We start from the raw sequence: 18,247 nt of genomic DNA, 5'->3' as shown, positions 1-18,247 counted from the left end.
TTTCACCCCAGGGGCTATTATGTATTTAAGTATACCATTAAGAATTCATTCATTCTTCACAAATTTTGACTATGACTTTGGTAAACTGTTTATGTAAGCTATTAAAAAACAGGAGACTTAAAATTATGTTTCAATATGTAGACCAAATTAGTTCAATGCTTAGGGAACCGTTTATGCACGCTGCCAACAGTATGGAATCTATTCCAATCGTTTTTGCATTAATGCTCGGTGTTGTAGGTGCTCTGGCGCCATGCCAGTTTTCAGGAAACGTCAGTGCAATAACTCTATATGGCACTAATTCATTAAACCGGGGTATTTCCTGGTCTGATACAGTTTATTACATGATTGGAAAGATCGTTGCATTTTCAGGCCTGGGCCTGATTGTTTACTTATTAGGACAGGAATTTCAGCAGCAGCTTCCATTGTTTTTCGAGCCAATGAGAAAAGTGCTTGGACCAGTGCTTATCCTGATTGGTATATATATGCTGGGGCTATTCAGATGGAACTGGACGCTCAATCTGTGGAAACAATCAGCTTATGAAAAAGGAGAAAAGAGAAGAGGAAAATGGGGAGCGTTTATGCTCGGCTTCAGCTTTTCTCTTGGCTTCTGTCCTACAATGTTTTTGCTGTTCTTTATACTGTTAATGCCTATGACTCTATCAACTGCCTATGGGGCCGTACTGCCCAGCCTGTTTGCAATAGGAACGTCGTTGCCGTTTCTCGCCGTTATCTTCATCATCTGGTATTTAGGCCTGAGCGGAAAAGTGATAAAGAAAGGTAAAAGAATAGGCTTAATTGTCCAGCGTACTGCAGGGAGTTTTATGATTGTGTTAGGGGTGCTGGATATTTTAACTTTTTGGTAAGAGACTGGCAGAGGGAGAGAATCAAGCGTGTTGAACTTATTGGCTGGGAGGCAGGTTAAGCAGTCATGCAGCCGATTTAATAAATAGCCGGAAAAATTCCGGTTAATTCATAATTATTATTAAAAAAAGCTTAAATAGGCGGAAAGATTCCGCCTATTGACTGGAAAAATTAGAAAATAGTAGTTTTAGTTTTGCATAACCGGAATATCTCCCCTTATATCACCGAAAAACAACCTCCAGACTGCAAATAACCGGAAAAGCTCCGGTTATTTCACTTTAGCTGAATACTCAACTTAGTGTTCACCTGCCACTCGTGATTAATGCTCTTGCGCTATTTTTAATCCAGCAGAAAACCTGCTTGCCGCAGCTCTGCGATTGCATCATCAAGGTCTTCGCCTGACTTTGCTTCAAGCGTATGAAGATGTACTCCGTCAGTTAGTTCAGACAAGTAGGCGGCTTTTGTTGATGTAATTTTCTTTATAAATTCTTTTACTTCTTTCCGGTTGTTTACCATTACTGATGCTGTAATATCTCCGTAAACCGGGTGTTCGACTTTCACATCCTTAACAAGCACCCCATGATCTACGAGAATGAAAAGTTCCTCTTCGGTTTTTTCAGGCGAGTGTTTACAGGCAATTACCCGGGAGAAAGGCAGCGTACCCTCATCTGCCGAAGTAAGTATATACCCCTGGCTTGTTGCTACTATGGGAATGTTCTGTGCTTTCAGCAATGATACATCCTGTACGATGACCTGGCGGCTGACATTTACCTCTTCAGCAAGCATTCCTCCTGTTTGAGGATCCTGCCGTTCCTGCAGCAGTGTTAATATTCTCTTCCTCCTTTCCTCGCCTAGCCATTTTTTCTTTTCAGCCATATGCGTTTCCCTCTCTTTCATAAATACACTCTTTAATCACTTCAGCAGTTCTGATAATTTCTTCTTTCGTATTGTTAACACCTAAGGAAATCCTGAAAAAACGCCTTGCTTCCTGGGGTGTCCGGTTTAAGGCCTGCATCATTACAGAAGGGTCCTGTTTGCCGGACTGGCATGCACTGCCGGTTGATATACAAATTCCGTACCTGTCCAGTGTCAAGAGGATATACTGGCCTTCATAGCCTTCAATTCCCATACCGATTATGTGCGGCAGCTGCGCCTCGTCTGATGAACCTTCAACTAAAAACTTTTGCGTGAAAGGTTTTAATTCTTCAAAAAATAACTCTCTTAATCCACGGATATACTCAAGCCCCGAGGTTTGATTTTCAACGGATTCAATTGCTGCTGCGGTGAAAGACGCAATCCCAGGAAGGTTTATTGTCCCGGGGCGGAAACCGGATTCATGTGTTGTAAGGGGATTAACGGAATCCCATTTTATACGTGATGAAAGATAAACAGCACCCGTTCCCTTTGGACCGTAAATTTTATGGCCGGAAAAAGAAAGGGCGTCTGCCGGCAATTTGTCCACTTGTATCGGAAGTTTAGTAAAAGACTGGACACAGTCGCTGTGAAAAATAACACCCGATTCCCTCAACACAGTTCCTATCTCATGAAGAGGCTGGATCGTTCCTGTTTCAGAGTTTACATGCTGTATAGAAGCAAGTACTGTATTTCGCTTAATAGTCTGCTTTAGTTCCTCCACGCTGATTTGCCCGGAAGAATCCACTCCGAGATAGCTCACTTCTATACCCTTTGATTCAAGCTTTTTAAAAAAAGTTTGAACTGATGGATGTTCTGCTGCTGAAGTAATTACGTGGCTGTCAGCTTGTCCGTTTGCCGAAAATATAGCTTCTAAAGCAAGTATATTAGACTCAGTTCCTCCACTTGTAAAAAATATTTCGTTTGGGGAGGCTTGAATAATTTGGGCTGTTTCGGCACGGCATTTTTCCAGCAGCTGTTTTGATTTTTCTCCTTGTTCATGGAGGCTGCTTGTATTTGCAAAATATTCTTCGGCAGCTTTTACATATGCTCCTAAAGCTGTAGGAGACATCGGGGTAGCAGCCGCATGGTCTAAATATATCATTAATATCCCTCATTTTTAAAATCTTCTTGTCTTTAGTTTAATTTTGTGTAAATATAGGTGTCAAGACAGATGTAAAGAAAAGGTGCAGGTGAACAATGAAAAAGCATGATGTCATTATCATAGGAGGGGGAATGTCCGCCCTTGTAGCTGCCAATAAATTAGCCGGGAAGATGAATGTGAAAATATTTACAAAGAAGCTGAAAAACAACTGTAATTCCTGGAGAGCTCAAGGGGGAATTGCCGCAGCCGTCCATAATAATGATTCACCCTTTCATCATTATTCCGACACACTAAAGGCAGGCTGCTTACATAACGATCATGGCGCAGTATCGCTCCTCGTTAAAGAAGGAGTAACACGATTAAACAGATGGATCGCCGCGGGTATGTCATTTGATACAGATTCTTCCGGAAGCTATCTTCTTGGAATGGAAGGAGCTCACGGAAAGAGGCGAATCCTCCACGCAGGGGGAGACCAGACAGGTGTACGGATGATGCAGTATCTCTATGACAAGGCTGCATTATCTTCTGATATACAAATCTATGAAAATGAACAGGCAGTAGAGTTGCTTTCAGAAGGCGGAAAATGCTCCGGAATAATAACAAAAGGAACGGGTGGAAGAATATGCGGCCACCGTGCACATTTCACAATTTTAGCAACCGGGGGATGCGGCGTATTATTTCAGCAGACGAGTAATGACACTTCCATTATCGGTGATGGTATTGCAATGGCTTACCGTGCAGGAGCAGCTTTATCAGATCTTGAATTCCTTCAGTTTCATCCAACTCTTATAGTTCAAAACGGGAAAACAGCCGGTCTTGCTTCTGAAGCAATCCGCGGGGAGGGCGCCATTCTGACGGATGAGAAAGGCTGTCCTATTATGAAGGGAGTCCATCCGCTGAAGGATCTGGCTCCACGGGATATTGTTGCCCGAGTTATCGAGGGGTATGTTCGGCAGAAAAAACAAGTTTATTTAGATATAACACCTATTAATAATTTCAGAGAGAGGTTTCCTGCAATCTATAAAATATGCCAGGACGCTGGTATTTCTCTGGATAGTAACCGGATTCCTGTTTCACCCGGAGCTCATTTCCTGATGGGAGGCGTTCTTACTGACACTTTCGGCAGGACAACGCTTCCAGGGCTGTATGCTATAGGTGAAACAGCAAGAACCGGGGTTCATGGAGCAAACAGACTGGCGAGCAATTCCTTGCTTGAAGCACTTGTATTTAGCGAAAGAGCGGCTGAAAGTATTTTAATAGAAGCTGAAAAAATTACTCCAGCTCAAATCCGGCATAATCAGCATTTCGAAAAACAAAACACCAGCTGTAAGGTGCCTGCTTTACCATCCAGAAAAGAAATCCAAAGCAAAATCACTGTATCTCTCGGTGTTGAAAGAAACGAAGAGAAGCTTAAGAGTCTGGAAGCCTGGCTACAGGAACAAGGTGCAGAATATCATGCCTATGCAGACAGAACAGGGTGGAACAGGGAAAAAATTGAACGTTCGAATATGCTGCTGACTGCATGGCTGATGGCCCGGTCTGCCCTTGAGAGAACAGAAAGCCGCGGAGCACACTACCGTACTGATTTTCCAAAGCCGGACCAATATGCATGGCAGGGAAAGCAAATTATCAGGCAGCTTCAGCCTGAAAGATTACCGGTGAAAAATTAGCAGAGGAGCATGGGATAAAATGAATAAATTGTTACTGAATGAGCAATTAATACATTTTTTTAATGAGGATATAGGCTTTGGGGACCGTACCTCGGAGGCAATATTCGCTGATGAAAAATGTGAAGCACACTTCCTGGCTAAACAGGACGGTATTTTTGCAGGGGAAGATATTTTAAAACAAGGGTATAAGCTGCTTGGCAGTGATATTATTCTTGAAATGAACAAGAAGGACGGTGACTATGTACGGGCAGGGGAAATCATAGGGAGAGTTAAGGGTAAAACAGTTGATTTGCTGGCAACAGAACGAGTACTCCTAAACCTGATTCAGAGAATGAGCGGAATTGCGACCTTAACAGCTGAGGCTGTTAAGCAGCTGGAAGGTACAAAGACAAGAATATGTGATACACGGAAGACTACTCCTGGCCTTCGTATGCTGGAAAAGCATGCTGTTCGCTGCGGCGGAGGGTTTAATCACAGGTTCCGCCTCGATGATGCGATCCTTATTAAAGATAATCATATAGCCCGCAGCGGTTCGATCAGTAAAGCTGTCCGCCTTGTAAGGGAAAAGACAGGCCATATGATAAAAATAGAAGTAGAGGCTGAAACCATGGAAGAAGTCAGGGAAGCAGTCGAAGCAGGGGCAAATGTGATTATGTTTGATAATTGTACTCCTGAAGAAGCAGCAGTCTGGCGGAGGGAAACACCTGACTCTGTCTATACGGAACTTTCAGGAGGAATAGCGCTTGATAATCTTCATGAATATGCAAATACCGGGGTGGATTTTATATCAGCAGGGGCGTTGACACATTCGGCGCCAGCACTTGATATTAGTTTCAATATTGAAGTAAATGGGGGCACGAAAAATGGCAAGAATCAATTTGTTTGAAAAGGTAGAGGGGACTATTCCTGAAAAATATAAGTATCGTCCTGTGGAAGAACTTGCAGCAAGAGTTAGGGAGATAAAAGCCCAGCTTGGAAACCGGCTGTTTATCCCGGGCCATCATTATCAAAAAAATGAAGTTATTCAGTTTGCAGATGCAGCGGGTGACTCTCTTCAGCTTGCACAAATTTCAGCGGAGAACAGGGAAGCAGACTATATTGTATTCTGTGGTGTTCATTTTATGGCTGAAACAGCAGATATATTGACAGGCGACAATCAAACTGTTGTGCTTCCGGATATGCGTGCAGGCTGCTCCATGGCGGATATGGCTGATATTGAACAGACAGAGCGTGCTTGGATAGCACTGCAGGAAGAATTCGGAGATACAATGATTCCGCTGACCTATGTAAATTCTACAGCAGCAATTAAAGCTTTCGTGGGAAGAAACGGGGGAGCTACAGTTACTTCATCAAATGCAAGAAAAATGCTGGAATGGGCGTTTCAGCAAAAAAAGCGGATATTATTCCTTCCAGATCAGCATCTTGGGAGAAATACTGCTTTTGACTTAGGGGTAGAGTTATCCGAGATGGGATTATGGAATCCTCTCAAAGAAGAAATGGAGTACCCTGACGGAAAAGCAGATGATATTAAAATGATATTATGGAAGGGCCATTGCTCTGTGCATGAAAATTTTCGCCTGGAACATATAGAACAGTTAAGGGATACAGAGCAGAACCGGAAAATTCTTGTCCATCCGGAATGCAGTTATGAAGTAGTTCAGGCTTCTGATTTAAACGGCTCTACTAAATATATCATAGATGTTATTAAAGCCGCCGAACCAGGCAGCAAGTGGGCCGTGGGAACAGAAATGAATCTCGTCCAGCGGCTCGCATCTCAGCATCCAGATAAAGATATTATTTCGCTGAACCCAGAAATGTGCCCCTGTCTTACAATGAACCGGATAGATCTGCCCCACCTTGTCTGGTCGCTGGAAAGAATCATTAAGGGAGAGCCAGTGAATGTAATAAAAGTAAATAAGCAAACAGCCTCTGACGCTAAAACAGCTATTGAAAGAATGTTTGCATTCGTTTAATATTATATATTTTCTCTGTGAACCCCCGGTACTACAGTGTACCGGGGGTTAGCTCATCAATTCACAAGGTTTTAAATATTACAAATTAATTGTCAATTCAAAAACCATTCATTATAATGGAATTAGTTATCGGATAATTCTGAGCGAATGCTCAGTCAGTTGCCGAATTTTATTTTACCCACATATGTAAGCACTTACATTCCGAATGGAGGAGAAGGAGAAATGGATTTTTCGTTTACAAAAGAACAGGTAATGATCAGGGATATGGTGCGTGACTTCGCAGAAAAGGAAATCGCGCCTCTTGCCCCGGAGCTCGACAAAACGGAAAGGTTTCCAATTGAAAACTTTAAAAAAATGGGTGAACTGGGTCTTCTCGGTATACCGTTTCCTGAAGAATACGGCGGGTCCGGCGGAGATACGATTTCATATATCCTGGCAGTAGAAGAAATAGGAAAGGCCTGCGGAGGTACTGGCCTGAGCTATGCGGCAGCGGTCTCCCTCGGTGCATCTCCGCTTTACTATTTCGGAACAGAAGAACAAAAACAAGAGCATCTTGTGCCGCTTGCGAAAGGAGAAAGCCTTGGGGCATTCGGCCTTACAGAGCCAAATGCTGGATCAGATGCAGGAGGAACGCGAACGAAAGCAGTGCTTGATGGAGACGAATATGTTATTAACGGAGAAAAGTGCTGGATTACTAATACGAGTTATTCTAGGACAGTAATTGTAACAGCTATAAATGGTACTGATGAGCGGGGCAAAAAGAAAATTTCAGCTTTCATTGTGCCAACTGATACGCCTGGCCTGACGGTTCGGAGTGAGTACGACAAAATGGGTGTCCGCGCTTCAAATACTACAGAAATTGTGCTTGAGGATGTAAGAGTGCCAAAAGAAAATATCCTCGGCGATCCGGATAAAGGCTTTAATCAATTCCTTTATACACTTGATGGAGGACGTATTTCTATTGCGGCTCTTGCTCTTGGAATCGGAAAAGCCGCGTATGAAGCTGCGTTATCCTACAGCAAGGAGAGGAAGCAGTTTGGCAAAGCGATTGGCAGCTTCCAGGCAATCCAGTTCAAGCTTGCAGATATGGCGACAGAGCTGGAGCTTGCATCGAATCTTGTATATAAAGCCGCCTGGCTGAAAGACAAAGGAAAGCCGTTTAAAAAAGAAGCTGCGATGGCTAAGCTTTTTGCTTCTGAAGCGGCTTCACGGGCATGCAACCAGGCGATTCAGATACACGGTGGGTATGGCTACATGCAGGAATACCATGTGGAAAGGTATTTAAGGGACGCTAAGCTTATGGAAATCGGAGAAGGAACATCGGAAATTCAGCGCCTTGTTATTGCGAGAGAAATCGGCTGTCCAAGATAAGGAGGATATAAATATGTTTTCGAAAGTTTTAATAGCAAACCGGGGTGAAATTGCTGTAAGAGTTATCAAAACGTGCCAGAGGCTCGGTATTAAAACAGCAGCAGTGTATTCAGAGGCAGACAAAGAGAGCATTCATGCTGAACTGGCCGATGAGGCTTATTTCATCGGTGGTGCCCGGGTGAACGAAAGCTACTTAAATATGGATAAAATCATCGAAGCTGCAAAGGAAGCAGGGGCTGATGCCATTCATCCAGGTTATGGATTTTTATCAGAAAACAGCCGGTTTGCAGAGAGAGTCAAGGAAGAAGGGATTACTTTTATTGGGCCTGAAGCGGATGTTATTCAAAGTATGGGCAATAAGGTAGAGGCGAGAGAGACGATGGGCAATGCAGATGTTCCTGTTATTCCCGGGATTACACTGACAGAGCTTGAGGAGAGTTCAGTTCTCCTGGCTGCAAGGAACATTGGATACCCAATTATGGTTAAAGCTGCAGTCGGCGGAGGCGGAATTGGGATGCAGAAGGTGGAGCATGAAAAAGAAATGATGAAAGTGATTTCTTCCGTCGTGAAAAAATCAGAAACCTTCTTCGGCTCCGGAGAAATATTTTTAGAAAAATTTATCGAAAACCCTCGCCATATTGAAGCTCAAATTGCAGGGGACAAAGACGGAAATATTATTTGTTTAGGTGAACGGGACTGTTCCATTCAGCGGAGGCACCAGAAGATTGTTGAGGAGGCGCCATCCGTTTTTCTCTCCCCGGAAGGAAGAGAAAAGCTTCATGAAGCCGCTGTCAGGGCTGGTAAAACAATAGGATATACAAATCTGGGCACAGTGGAATTTCTGGTCGACGAGCACGAAGAAATATATTTCCTGGAAATGAACACCCGTCTTCAAGTGGAACATCCTGTCACTGAAGAGACAACTGGCCATGATCTGGTAGAATGGCAGCTTCTGCTGGCAGAAGGAAAGTCTCTAAACACTATGCCTGACCCTAAGGAACATACAGAACATGCGATAGAAGTACGAATTTATGCAGAAGATCCTGTGAAGTTCTTCCCTTCCCCAGGAAAACTGGAAGAATGGGATTTTCCTGAAATGGAAAATATCCGTTATGATTTTGGAGTCAGAAAAGGTACTACAGTCACGCCTTATTATGACCCGATGATCGGAAAGGTTATTTCCACAGGGGCCACGAGAGATGAGGCAATTGAAAGGCTGGCCGAATGTCTGGAATCATCCAATGTAAAAGGGATTAAAACAAATATTCCGATGCTTTTAAATACACTGAAAAATGGTATCTTTAAAGAAGGAAAAGCAACGACCGACTTCGTTGCGAAACATCTGGTACAAACAGCAAACTGACATTCTCAAGGAGGAACTAATCATGAAAGAAATCAAAACATCAATGGCAGGTAATGTATGGAAAATCCAGGTCTCCACAGGGGATGAAGTGAGTGCAGGACAAGAGGTCGTGATTCTGGAATCTATGAAAATGGAAATACCGGTTGAAGCGGAAACCAGCGGTATCGTTGAAGAAATTAAAGTTGAGGAAGGAAGCTTTGTAAACGAAGAAGAAGTACTTATTATATTAAAGGACAAATAAGGAGGTCTCACTGTGGACTTTCCAGATAAAGTTCAGATAAAAGAGGTCGGTCCCCGGGACGGCCTGCAGAATGAAAAAGAATTTGTCACGACAGATGTAAAAGTGGAATGGATCAACAGATTAAGCAGTTCCGGACTTAAATACATTGAAATCACGTCCTTTGTCCCCCCTAAGTGGATTCCAGCCCTTGCTGATGCCTCAGAGGTAGCCGGAAAAATTACACGGGTTCCCGGTATTACATATGCGGCACTCGTCCCTAACAGGAAAGGCCTTGAACGGGCGCTGGAGGCTGATTTAGATGAAGTATCTGTATTCATGTCAGCGAGTGAAGCACATAACCGGAAAAATATTAATAAATCTGTAGACGAGACTTTTCCTGTGCTTGAGGAGGTTGTTAAAGACGCGGTCTCTGCTGGTAAAAAGGTAAGAGGGTATGTTTCTACAGTTTTTGGTTGTCCATATGATGGAGCAGTGCCGGTTGACCAGGTTAAAAAGGTGACTGACCGCCTTTTAAACATGGGAGCGTACGAAATCTCCCTTGGCGATACGATAGGTGTGGCAAACCCATGGCAGATGGATCAGGTGCTGAAAGACATTACTCAAAGTTTCAGCCCGGATCAGCTTGCTCTCCATCTTCATGATACAAGAGGGATGGCACTGGCAAATACTCTTGTGGGGCTCACTCATGGAATTAAAGTGTTCGACAGTGCTGCCGGCGGTCTTGGTGGTTGTCCGTATGCAAAAGGTGCTTCCGGAAATACAGCGAGCGAAGACCTGATTCATATGCTTGAAGAAATGGGCATTGATACAGGCATTGATTTTGACCGCTTTATGGAAGCTGCAAAATATATTGAAAAACAGCTGGATAAAAGTCTGCCGAGCCGACAGTTACAAATAAGCAGCTGAGACAGGCGAAAGGAGCTGAGTCATTATGGAATGGATTGAAGCAACGGTAGAAGATCATATCGGATATTTAACTTTAAAAAGAAAAGAAGCGGCGAATGCTCTTTCTCAGGCAATGCTGGAAGAAATAACAGACCAGCTCAATGAGTGGAAATTTGACCGGGAAGTCCGGGCCATAATAGTTACCGGAGAAGGCGATAAAGCATTCTGTGCCGGAGCCGATTTGAAAGAACGTCGGGGCATGTCTGAAATGCAGGTTCGCCATGCGGTAAACAAAATAAAAACCACAATAAAATACCTGGAAGAAATGCCTGTCCCTGTTATTGCCGCTGTAAATGGAAGCGCTTTTGGGGGAGGACTGGAACTGGCCCTTGCCTGTGATTTAAGGATAGCTGCTGAAAATGCACAATTTGGGCTTACTGAAACAAGTCTTGGCATTATCCCTGGAGCAGGGGGAACACAGCGTCTTCCAAGGGCCATCGGTGTACAGCGGGCGAAGGAAATGATTTACACGGCCCGTAGGATCCCAGCTGACACAGCTTATTCATGGGGATTGCTGCTTAAAGTAGTACCTCCTAACCTCCTGCTCTCAGAAGCAAGGGATCTCGCTCTGGAAATTGCAAAAAATGGTCCTGTTGCCGTAAAGCAGGCAAAGTTTGCAATAAATTACGGCAGCGTGACAGATCTTGAAACAGGGCTTGTCATCGAAGAAAAAGCATATGAAGTAACAATTCCAACAGAAGACCGTCTGGAAGGACTTAACGCTTTTAAAGAAAAACGGAAGCCAAATTATACAGGTAAGTGAATTGATTTCATATATATACTTTGAAAAAAGACGAACATTACTTTTCGATTGCAGCGTAAGACGACGACTCTTGCGGGAATAGCGCGGGCTGAAAATCCATTTTTGACGGCGTTCAGCCGGCAAAAATTAGTTGAAGTCGTGCCCGCAGAACGCGTCCGTCTGAAGCGTAAATCGAACCACAAAGTAACTTTTTGAGATAATGTTCGAATTGAAGTTGAAAGTTTTGAATTATGAAATTGATACAAGTAATAAATAAACAGATGCCGAAAAAGAGGTGGTAGCATGAGTCGAGAAAACAGATGGGAAGAAATAACAAGCGAAATAGAAAGCGGCGGAGCGCAAAAATATCATGAAGCAAACGAGCAAAAAGGTAAGATGTTTGTAAGGGAACGCCTGGCAAGACTGTTTGATGAAGGTAAATATAAAGAAGACGGTAAGTTCGCCAACTGCCAGAGCGAAGGGCTCCCGGCCGATGGTGTTATTACCGCAATCGGTAAAGTAAACGGCAGAACAGTGTGTGTTATGGCTAATGATTCCACTGTAAAAGCAGGTTCCTGGGGCTCAAGAACAGTTGAAAAAATCATCCGTATTCAGGAAACCGCGGAAAAAATGGAAGTTCCCCTTTTATACCTTGTGGATTCTGCAGGAGCAAGAATAACAGACCAGATTGAAATGTTTCCAGGCAGAAGAGGAGCTGGAAGAATTTTTTACAACCAGGTGAAGCTTTCAGGTAAAATACCTCAAATCTGTCTTCTTTTCGGTCCTTCAGCAGCTGGCGGAGCATATATTCCGGCCTTCTGTGATGTAGTAATGATGGTGGATGGAAATGCATCCATGTATCTCGGTTCCCCCCGAATGGCAGAAATGGTGATTGGTGAAAAGGTCACCCTCGAAGAGATGGGTGGTGCAAGAATGCATTGTTCTGTTTCCGGCTGCGGCGATATTCTTGTTGAAAGTGAAGAAGAAGCGATCGTAAAAGCAAAACAATACTTAAGCTATTTCCCTTCAAGCTACTTAAACCGCCCGGAAGCAGCTGAACCAGTTTCCCCGAAAAAGCTTGATAAGTCATTGGAAGAACTGGTGCCGAAAAATCAGAACGCACCTTTTGACATGTATAAATTTATTGATGGAATTATTGACGAAGACAGCTTTTTCGAAATGAAGGCATTGTTTGCAAAAGAGCTTATTACAGGCTTTGCAAGAATAGATGGCCGGCCAGTAGGTATTATAGCAAATCAGCCTAAACAGAAAGGAGGAGTTCTGTTCCATGACTCTGCCGACAAGGCAGCCAGATTTATAACCCTTTGTGATGCCTATCATATTCCACTCTTATTCTTAGCTGATGTGCCAGGATTTATGATTGGAACAAAGGTAGAAAGAGCTGGTATTATCCGCCACGGAGCTAAGATGATTTCTGCTATGTCGGAAGCGACAGTGCCTAAGATTTCTGTTATTGTGCGAAAAGCATACGGAGCCGGGCTATACGCAATGGCAGGTCCTGCATTTGAACCTGATTGCTGTATTGCACTTCCATCTGCCCAAATAGCCGTTATGGGGCCTGAAGCAGCTGTTAACGCTGTATACGCTAATAAGATTGCGTCACTTCCGGAAGAAGAAAGGCCGGCATTTATTGCTGAAAAAAGAAAGGAATATCAGGAAAATATCGATGTTTACCGTCTTGCTTCTGAACTGATTATTGATGAAATTGTTCCGGCGAATCATCTGAGGGAAGAACTTGTTGGGCGTTATGACCTGTACTCTTCCAAGTATCAAGTGTTCACTGACCGAAAGCATTCTGTGTATCCAGTTTAAAAGAAAGTGGAGGTGCGGCTGATGAAAGAAGTATATAGTTCGTTTACCGACGCGGTTGCGGATATTAAGGACGGATCTACAATTATGGTCGGAGGATTCGGTCTTTGTGGTATACCTGAAAATCTGATTAAAGGACTGCGGGAAACAGGCGTAAAGGACCTTACTATTATTTCAAACAACTGTGGTGTCGACGACTGGGGTCTTGGGCTGCTGCTGGAAAACAAACAAATAAATAAGATTTATGCTTCTTATGTGGGAGAAAACAAGGAATTTGAGCGTCAGGTTCTGGCAGGTGAGCTGGAAGTTGAACTAGTGCCACAAGGAACTCTCTCGGAAAGAATTCGCGCGGGCGGAGCAGGGATTCCTGCTTTTTATACGCCAGCGGGAGTCGGAACGAAAATTGCTGAAGGCAAAGAAACGCGTATTTTTGACGGGAAAGAGTATTTACTCGAAAAAGCTATGAAAGCCGACTTTAGTCTTGTAAGGGCTTATCTTGGTGATAAGCATGGTAACCTGAATTACCGGAAGACTGCGCAGAATTTTAACCCTATGATCGCTGCCGCCGGTAAAGTGACGATCGCTGAAGTTGAAAATCTCGTGGAAGCCGGGGATTTAAATCCAGAGCATATTCATACGCCGAGTATTTACGTAAATAAGCTGATTGTAGGAGAACAGGAAAAACGTATTGAACGAAGAACTGTAGCACAATCGTAATCAGGGGGTGAAATGAATGAGTACTGATCGAAAAGCGATGCGTGAGTTAATTGCAAGACGGGCGGAAAAGGAAATTCATGATGGTGATTATGTGAACCTTGGCATTGGGATGCCGACGATGGTTGCCAATTATATTTCTGATAATAAACAAGTTGTGCTGCAATCAGAAAATGGATTATTAGGTATCGGCCCTTATCCAACAGAGGATGAGCTTGATCCTGATCTGATCAATGCAGGGAAGGAAACGGTAACAGCAATAAAAGGAGCGTCCTATTTCAGCAGTGCGGAATCCTTTGCGATGATTCGAGGCGGCCACATTGACGTGGCGATTCTCGGCGCAATGGAAGTAGCTGAGAATGGAGACCTTGCTAACTGGATGATTCCTGGAAAAATGATTAAAGGAATGGGCGGAGCGATGGACCTTGTACACGGAGCTCAAAAAGTAGTCATTATAATGGAGCACGTGAACAGGAACGGAGACCCGAAAATATTGAAAGAATGCAGTCTGCCGCTGACTGGTAAAGGTGTTGTTAACCGGATTATTACGGACAGAGCGGTGATTGATGTTACAGAGGATGGGCTCGTACTCAAAGAAATACTTGGAGACTATACCTTTGAAGATATTCAGTCAGTAACAGAACCAAAGCTTATCAGGGAATAATTGTTTTAATGAAAAAAGCTGTCCTGAAGTGCGTTTATAAGCGGACTGAAGGGCGGCTTTTTTGCACTTTAAGAAAGTATAAAATTTTAGCAGAGAAGTTGATTCGGCGCAGAGAAAATTTTCAGGGCTAAAGTATAAGTGCAACTACGCCTCTGTCTTCGCCTTAAGGCTCGCCAATCGGCGAGTTTTCTTTATCTGAACAGCCTTCTCAAATTTCTTGTAAAAATTGTTAATGTTTTTTTTACATACCTGACTAACTTTGATACAAACTATGGTTACGACAGGAGGTGAGAAACATGGCAAGCAACAGAAGCAATAACAGCAACCAGCTTCTTGTACCTGGAGTACAACAAGCATTAGATCAAATGAAGTATGAAATTGCTCAGGAATTTGGAGTACAGTTAGGTGCTGATGCAACTTCTCGTGCTAACGGATCTGTTGGAGGAGAAATTACTAAGCGTCTTGTATCTATGGCTGAGTCTCAATTCAGCGGTGGACAACAATAACAAATGAATAACATGGCTGTAAAGGGGATGGTTTAGGCCATCCCCTTTCTTATAAAAAATCAGCCTTACCAGAATACCTAAGTTTATCAGCAGCTGAAAAAGGTAAAATCATTACATATAAACATAAGGATACCCAATCTTCCTTTTATAAAAAACAAGTGTTAAATGAAGGAGGAATTATGAAAGATTGTCCAGTATGCAACGGAATGAAAATTTTAACAGAAAAATGTCCTTCCTGCTCAGGAGTGATGAGTGATAAAGGACGGTATATGGATTATTTTGATGATTACAGCCCTTATATGCCGATTGAGCAAATGAAAGAGATTGACGGGATAAAAAATGATAAAAAAGATTTTAAATGTCCACATTTATTAACGTGTGAGGACTGTGGAGAAGATAAAATCTTTCTTGTGCAGGAAGAAGAATAAGACCCCCCGAAATATCCGGGAGGTCTTTCATTTTTTTAACGGAGACGGCTTTCTGTTTCAGGGTCGAAGAAATGTGCTTTATTCATATCAAAAGCAAGTTTAATGTCATCGCCACTTCCAATATCAGTACGTGAATCTACACGTGCGATGAAGTTTTGCTCGCCAATTTTTGAATAAAGGAAAGTCTCAGCACCCATAAGCTCTGCTACGTCTACTTTTGCTTCAAGCTGAGAGTTTTCAGAAGCTTCGATAAAGACAGGCTCATCGTGTACATCTTCCGGACGGATACCAAGAATCAGTTCTTTATTATTGTATTTTTCGATTGGCTTCATTTTTCCCTGCGGAACTTTGATTTTAAGGTCTTCAACGTGGAAGTAGCCGTCTTTTAAAGTTCCTGTCAGGAAGTTCATGGAAGGAGATCCGATAAAACCGCCTACGAAGACGTTCTCAGGGTTATCGTAAATATCCTTTGGACGTCCAACTTGCTGGATAATTCCATCCTTCATTACAACGATGCGTGTTGCCATCGTCATCGCTTCTGTCTGGTCGTGTGTTACATAAATAGTAGTTGTCTGGAGGCGCTGATGAAGCTTTGTAATCTCAGCACGCATTTGTACACGGAGTTTTGCATCCAGGTTTGATAAAGGCTCGTCCATAAGGAATACTTTAGGGTCACGCACAATCGCACGTCCTAAGGCAACTCGCTGGCGCTGCCCACCGGACATTGCTTTCGGTTTACGTTCGAGCATTTCAGTAAGACCAAGAATTCGTGCAGCATCTTTAACACGTTTATCAATTTCATCTTTTTTGAACTTTCTTAATTTAAGGCCGAAAGCCATGTTTTCATATACATTCATATGCGGGTAAAGGGCATAGTTCTGGAACACCATCGCGATGTCACGGTCTTTTGGGGCTACATCGTTTACGAGTGTATCACCGATATAAAGTTCTCCTTTAGAAATGTCTTCAAGGCCGGCAACCATACGTAAAGTTGTTGATTTACCACAGCCGGAAGGGCCTACAAATACGATAAATTCCTTATCTTCAATATCAAGATTAAAATCTTTAACTGCCTGTACATCGCCGTCATAAATTTTATAAAGACTTTTAAAAGTAATATCTGCCATAGTTGTCACTCCTCTTTTATATCTGTTTACAGTTTATAATGTAAGGGTTTTCAAAACTACTGGCAGCCTGCACAAAAAAAATGCAATCTTTTGTGCAAGGTGCATTTTTTTGTGTTCAGAGAGGATTACAGCAGTGTTAAGTAAAAAAGAGGGTATCCCAAAAGCCTGGCTTTTGATGAAACCCTCTCTCTTTATAACGATAATGATTGATTGAAGTAAATATAATACGTTCTTTCGAGTGTTTAAATAAAATTTAAAGAGGCAGGGGCAGAAGTTTTTGATGGATTGAAAATCCGAACAAGGATAAAAAAAACGCTACGGAAATACACTTCGCTTTCCTCGGGCGGCTGGTGAGCCTCCTCGGGCATCGCCCTGTGGGGTCTCACCGTTGCCTTTGCTCCCGAAGGAGTCTACGTATATTTCCTCCGCTATAGTGATATTTTGCTCGTATTTTCATTTAAACACTTTAGTTATGTCCCAGTCTCTTTTTGGACCCCCTCTTCCCTGAGTTCAAGAGGATCATTTTTTAATTATCGCTGCCTTGTGATACTGCCTGGGAAAGGAGAAATAAAATATAAACTGCCACGGCATTTGGAAACCTTTTAATGTCAATTGACGTTTTTTCAATAAATTTATCTACTCTGTATTGTACAGTGTTACGATGCATGTACAGTTTTTTTGCCGCCATGCTCGTATTCATATTGCACTCGAGATATACTTTCACAGATTCCAGCAGATCATGTTCACTTAACACAGGATCCAGGAGCTCAAGAAGTTTTTGTCTTGATTCATTGTTAAGTTCGTTAATCATAAGAGCAGGGACAATCTCCTGCTCAATATAAATGCTTTTGGCAGGCATCACCAGACGTGCTGTTCTGAAAGCTTCGGCTTCCCATGCATGCCTGTTCTTTAAATCTGCCACCTCGGAAATGATGGATCCTGTATAGAAAAGCGCTTGAACGAAAAAGTCTGAAGCAATAATATCCGGTATAGACTCATCAGTTTCCATATCCTCGCTGTCAGCTGTGATCTCCTGTACAAGAAATCCTTCTGTGGCAGAAGCCCATATAAGGGACTGGGTAGATACAAACAAGCTTTTAAGAGCTTCTTCAAAAGATTCGTAGTCACTTATTCTGCTTTTTATATAAAAGTGGACCAGCCGCACAGGCGGGTTAATGATATTATTTAACAGGGAAAAATCAGGTTCTTCATCTTTAAAAAGCCAGTTATATATCATACCTTCGGAAACCGAAACCGGCCTTGATGGAAGAGCGGGAGAATTATTAAACAGTGTTTCCAGCAATGAAACTTCTTCGCTCGATAACTTGCGTTTATCAAGTATAATTTCTTCTTCATTTTCCTCATATAAAGTCAGGCGGTATTCCTCCGGGATAGTCTGAGCGTTTTCTGCCAGTAGTCCCGCATAATAATTTTTCAGCTTATCAAGCATGAATTGCTTACCCCTTCATTAAAAAGATTCTAATGGTCTTCGTATACATGATAAAGCATTAAATCATGTATGGCAGTTTCAAGGAACTTCCTGTCCTCTTCGTTGATATCTTCCGGGCTTGTCCACTTGATGCTGCCATCTTTATAATATTTCCCTGTATATCGTTTTTGCTGATAAAAAAACGAAAAGCTCCACTCCTGATTAATTAAGTTATTTTTGATTTCTTTATAATTAAAGTGAGATATCAAAATACATTCCTCCAGTAGCTGACTCTTTATCTGAGCTCTTAGGGACCTTTATGTAAGGTGAAGTTAGTCCAGCGTCTTCTCAGGACTAAATCTTCAC

20 protein-coding genes are annotated in these 18,247 nt (G+C 42.7%); 15 read left to right on the top strand and 5 right to left on the bottom strand.

Going from position 1 to position 18,247, the window contains the following annotated elements; all coding sequences use genetic code 11:
* Positions 1-125: 125 nt before the first annotated feature.
* Complete coding sequence (locus tag BK582_RS23600; protein ID WP_078597380.1) at positions 126-863, top strand: urease accessory protein UreH domain-containing protein; 738 nt, start codon at positions 126-128, stop codon at positions 861-863.
* A gap of 337 nt (positions 864-1,200) precedes the next feature.
* Here BK582_RS23600 and BK582_RS23595 read toward each other — a convergent pair whose 3' ends face one another.
* The gene (locus tag BK582_RS23595) at positions 1,201-1,737 is read right to left on the bottom strand and encodes a transcription repressor NadR (protein ID WP_078597379.1); all 537 of its coding nucleotides are present in this window, start codon (positions 1,735-1,737) and stop codon (positions 1,201-1,203) included.
* Positions 1,730-2,878, bottom strand: coding sequence for an IscS subfamily cysteine desulfurase (locus BK582_RS23590; protein ID WP_078597378.1), 1,149 nt, complete (start codon positions 2,876-2,878; stop codon positions 1,730-1,732). Before BK582_RS23590 ends, BK582_RS23595 begins: the two co-directional genes overlap by 8 nt.
* 95 nt (positions 2,879-2,973) lie before the next feature.
* On the opposite strand from BK582_RS23590, the gene nadB reads away from it, so the two are divergent.
* From nadB to BK582_RS23525, 14 genes are all read left to right on the top strand, one after another.
* On the top strand, positions 2,974-4,548 hold the full coding sequence (gene nadB / locus BK582_RS23585) for an L-aspartate oxidase (RefSeq protein ID WP_078597377.1): 1,575 nt from the start codon (positions 2,974-2,976) through the stop codon (positions 4,546-4,548).
* Positions 4,549-4,567: 19 nt separating this feature from the next.
* Positions 4,568-5,434, top strand: coding sequence for a carboxylating nicotinate-nucleotide diphosphorylase (gene nadC / locus BK582_RS23580; RefSeq protein ID WP_078597376.1), 867 nt, complete (start codon positions 4,568-4,570; stop codon positions 5,432-5,434).
* The gene (gene nadA, locus BK582_RS23575) at positions 5,412-6,521 is read left to right on the top strand and encodes a quinolinate synthase NadA (protein ID WP_078597375.1); all 1,110 of its coding nucleotides are present in this window, start codon (positions 5,412-5,414) and stop codon (positions 6,519-6,521) included. Before nadC ends, nadA begins: the two co-directional genes overlap by 23 nt.
* Positions 6,522-6,743: 222 nt before the next feature.
* The gene (locus BK582_RS23570) at positions 6,744-7,892 is read left to right on the top strand and encodes an acyl-CoA dehydrogenase (RefSeq protein ID WP_078597374.1); all 1,149 of its coding nucleotides are present in this window, start codon (positions 6,744-6,746) and stop codon (positions 7,890-7,892) included.
* A 13-nt stretch (positions 7,893-7,905) separates the two neighbouring features.
* Complete coding sequence (locus tag BK582_RS23565; protein WP_078597373.1) at positions 7,906-9,255, top strand: acetyl-CoA carboxylase biotin carboxylase subunit; 1,350 nt, start codon at positions 7,906-7,908, stop codon at positions 9,253-9,255.
* 22 nt (positions 9,256-9,277) lie between these two features.
* Positions 9,278-9,496, top strand: coding sequence for an acetyl-CoA carboxylase biotin carboxyl carrier protein subunit (locus tag BK582_RS23560; protein ID WP_078597372.1), 219 nt, complete (start codon positions 9,278-9,280; stop codon positions 9,494-9,496).
* Between the two features lie 12 nt (positions 9,497-9,508).
* Complete coding sequence (locus BK582_RS23555) at positions 9,509-10,402, top strand: hydroxymethylglutaryl-CoA lyase (RefSeq protein WP_078597371.1); 894 nt, start codon at positions 9,509-9,511, stop codon at positions 10,400-10,402.
* A gap of 25 nt (positions 10,403-10,427) precedes the next feature.
* Positions 10,428-11,204: an enoyl-CoA hydratase gene (locus BK582_RS23550; protein ID WP_078597370.1), complete on the top strand. Its 777-nt coding sequence runs from the start codon at positions 10,428-10,430 to the stop codon at positions 11,202-11,204.
* A 48-nt stretch (positions 11,205-11,252) separates the two neighbouring features.
* Positions 11,253-11,399: a hypothetical protein gene (locus BK582_RS27410; RefSeq protein WP_169911241.1), complete on the top strand. Its 147-nt coding sequence runs from the start codon at positions 11,253-11,255 to the stop codon at positions 11,397-11,399.
* Between the two features lie 87 nt (positions 11,400-11,486).
* A complete protein-coding gene (locus tag BK582_RS23545) occupies positions 11,487-13,016 on the top strand; it encodes an acyl-CoA carboxylase subunit beta (protein WP_078597369.1) in 1,530 nt (509 codons plus the stop codon).
* A gap of 21 nt (positions 13,017-13,037) precedes the next feature.
* A complete protein-coding gene (locus tag BK582_RS23540; protein ID WP_078597368.1) occupies positions 13,038-13,730 on the top strand; it encodes a CoA transferase subunit A in 693 nt (230 codons plus the stop codon).
* 16 nt (positions 13,731-13,746) lie between these two features.
* Positions 13,747-14,391, top strand: a complete 645-nt coding sequence (locus BK582_RS23535; RefSeq protein WP_078597367.1) for a CoA transferase subunit B — start codon at positions 13,747-13,749, stop codon at positions 14,389-14,391.
* 296 nt (positions 14,392-14,687) lie between these two features.
* Positions 14,688-14,897: an alpha/beta-type small acid-soluble spore protein gene (locus tag BK582_RS23530; RefSeq protein ID WP_078597366.1), complete on the top strand. Its 210-nt coding sequence runs from the start codon at positions 14,688-14,690 to the stop codon at positions 14,895-14,897.
* A gap of 179 nt (positions 14,898-15,076) precedes the next feature.
* On the top strand, positions 15,077-15,325 hold the full coding sequence (locus BK582_RS23525; protein ID WP_078597365.1) for a hypothetical protein: 249 nt from the start codon (positions 15,077-15,079) through the stop codon (positions 15,323-15,325).
* A 35-nt stretch (positions 15,326-15,360) separates the two neighbouring features.
* Here the strand turns inward: BK582_RS23525 and BK582_RS23520 are convergent, their stop codons facing one another.
* The 3 genes from BK582_RS23520 to BK582_RS23510 all read right to left on the bottom strand — a co-directional run bounded on the left by BK582_RS23520 (position 15,361) and on the right by BK582_RS23510 (position 18,150).
* Positions 15,361-16,452, bottom strand: coding sequence for an ABC transporter ATP-binding protein (locus BK582_RS23520; RefSeq protein WP_078597364.1), 1,092 nt, complete (start codon positions 16,450-16,452; stop codon positions 15,361-15,363).
* 526 nt (positions 16,453-16,978) lie between these two features.
* The gene (locus tag BK582_RS23515; RefSeq protein WP_078597363.1) at positions 16,979-17,902 is read right to left on the bottom strand and encodes a PucR family transcriptional regulator; all 924 of its coding nucleotides are present in this window, start codon (positions 17,900-17,902) and stop codon (positions 16,979-16,981) included.
* Positions 17,903-17,931: 29 nt separating this feature from the next.
* Positions 17,932-18,150 carry a DUF5342 family protein gene (locus BK582_RS23510; protein WP_078597362.1) on the bottom strand — a complete coding sequence of 73 codons (219 nt, stop codon included), beginning with the start codon at positions 18,148-18,150 and terminating at the stop codon, positions 17,932-17,934.
* Positions 18,151-18,247 lie beyond the last annotated feature (97 nt).

The organism is Evansella clarkii, assembly GCF_002019695.1.
GTDB lineage: Bacteria > Bacillota > Bacilli > Bacillales > Salisediminibacteriaceae > Evansella > Evansella clarkii.
This window is presented reverse-complemented; position numbering and strand designations above follow the sequence as displayed.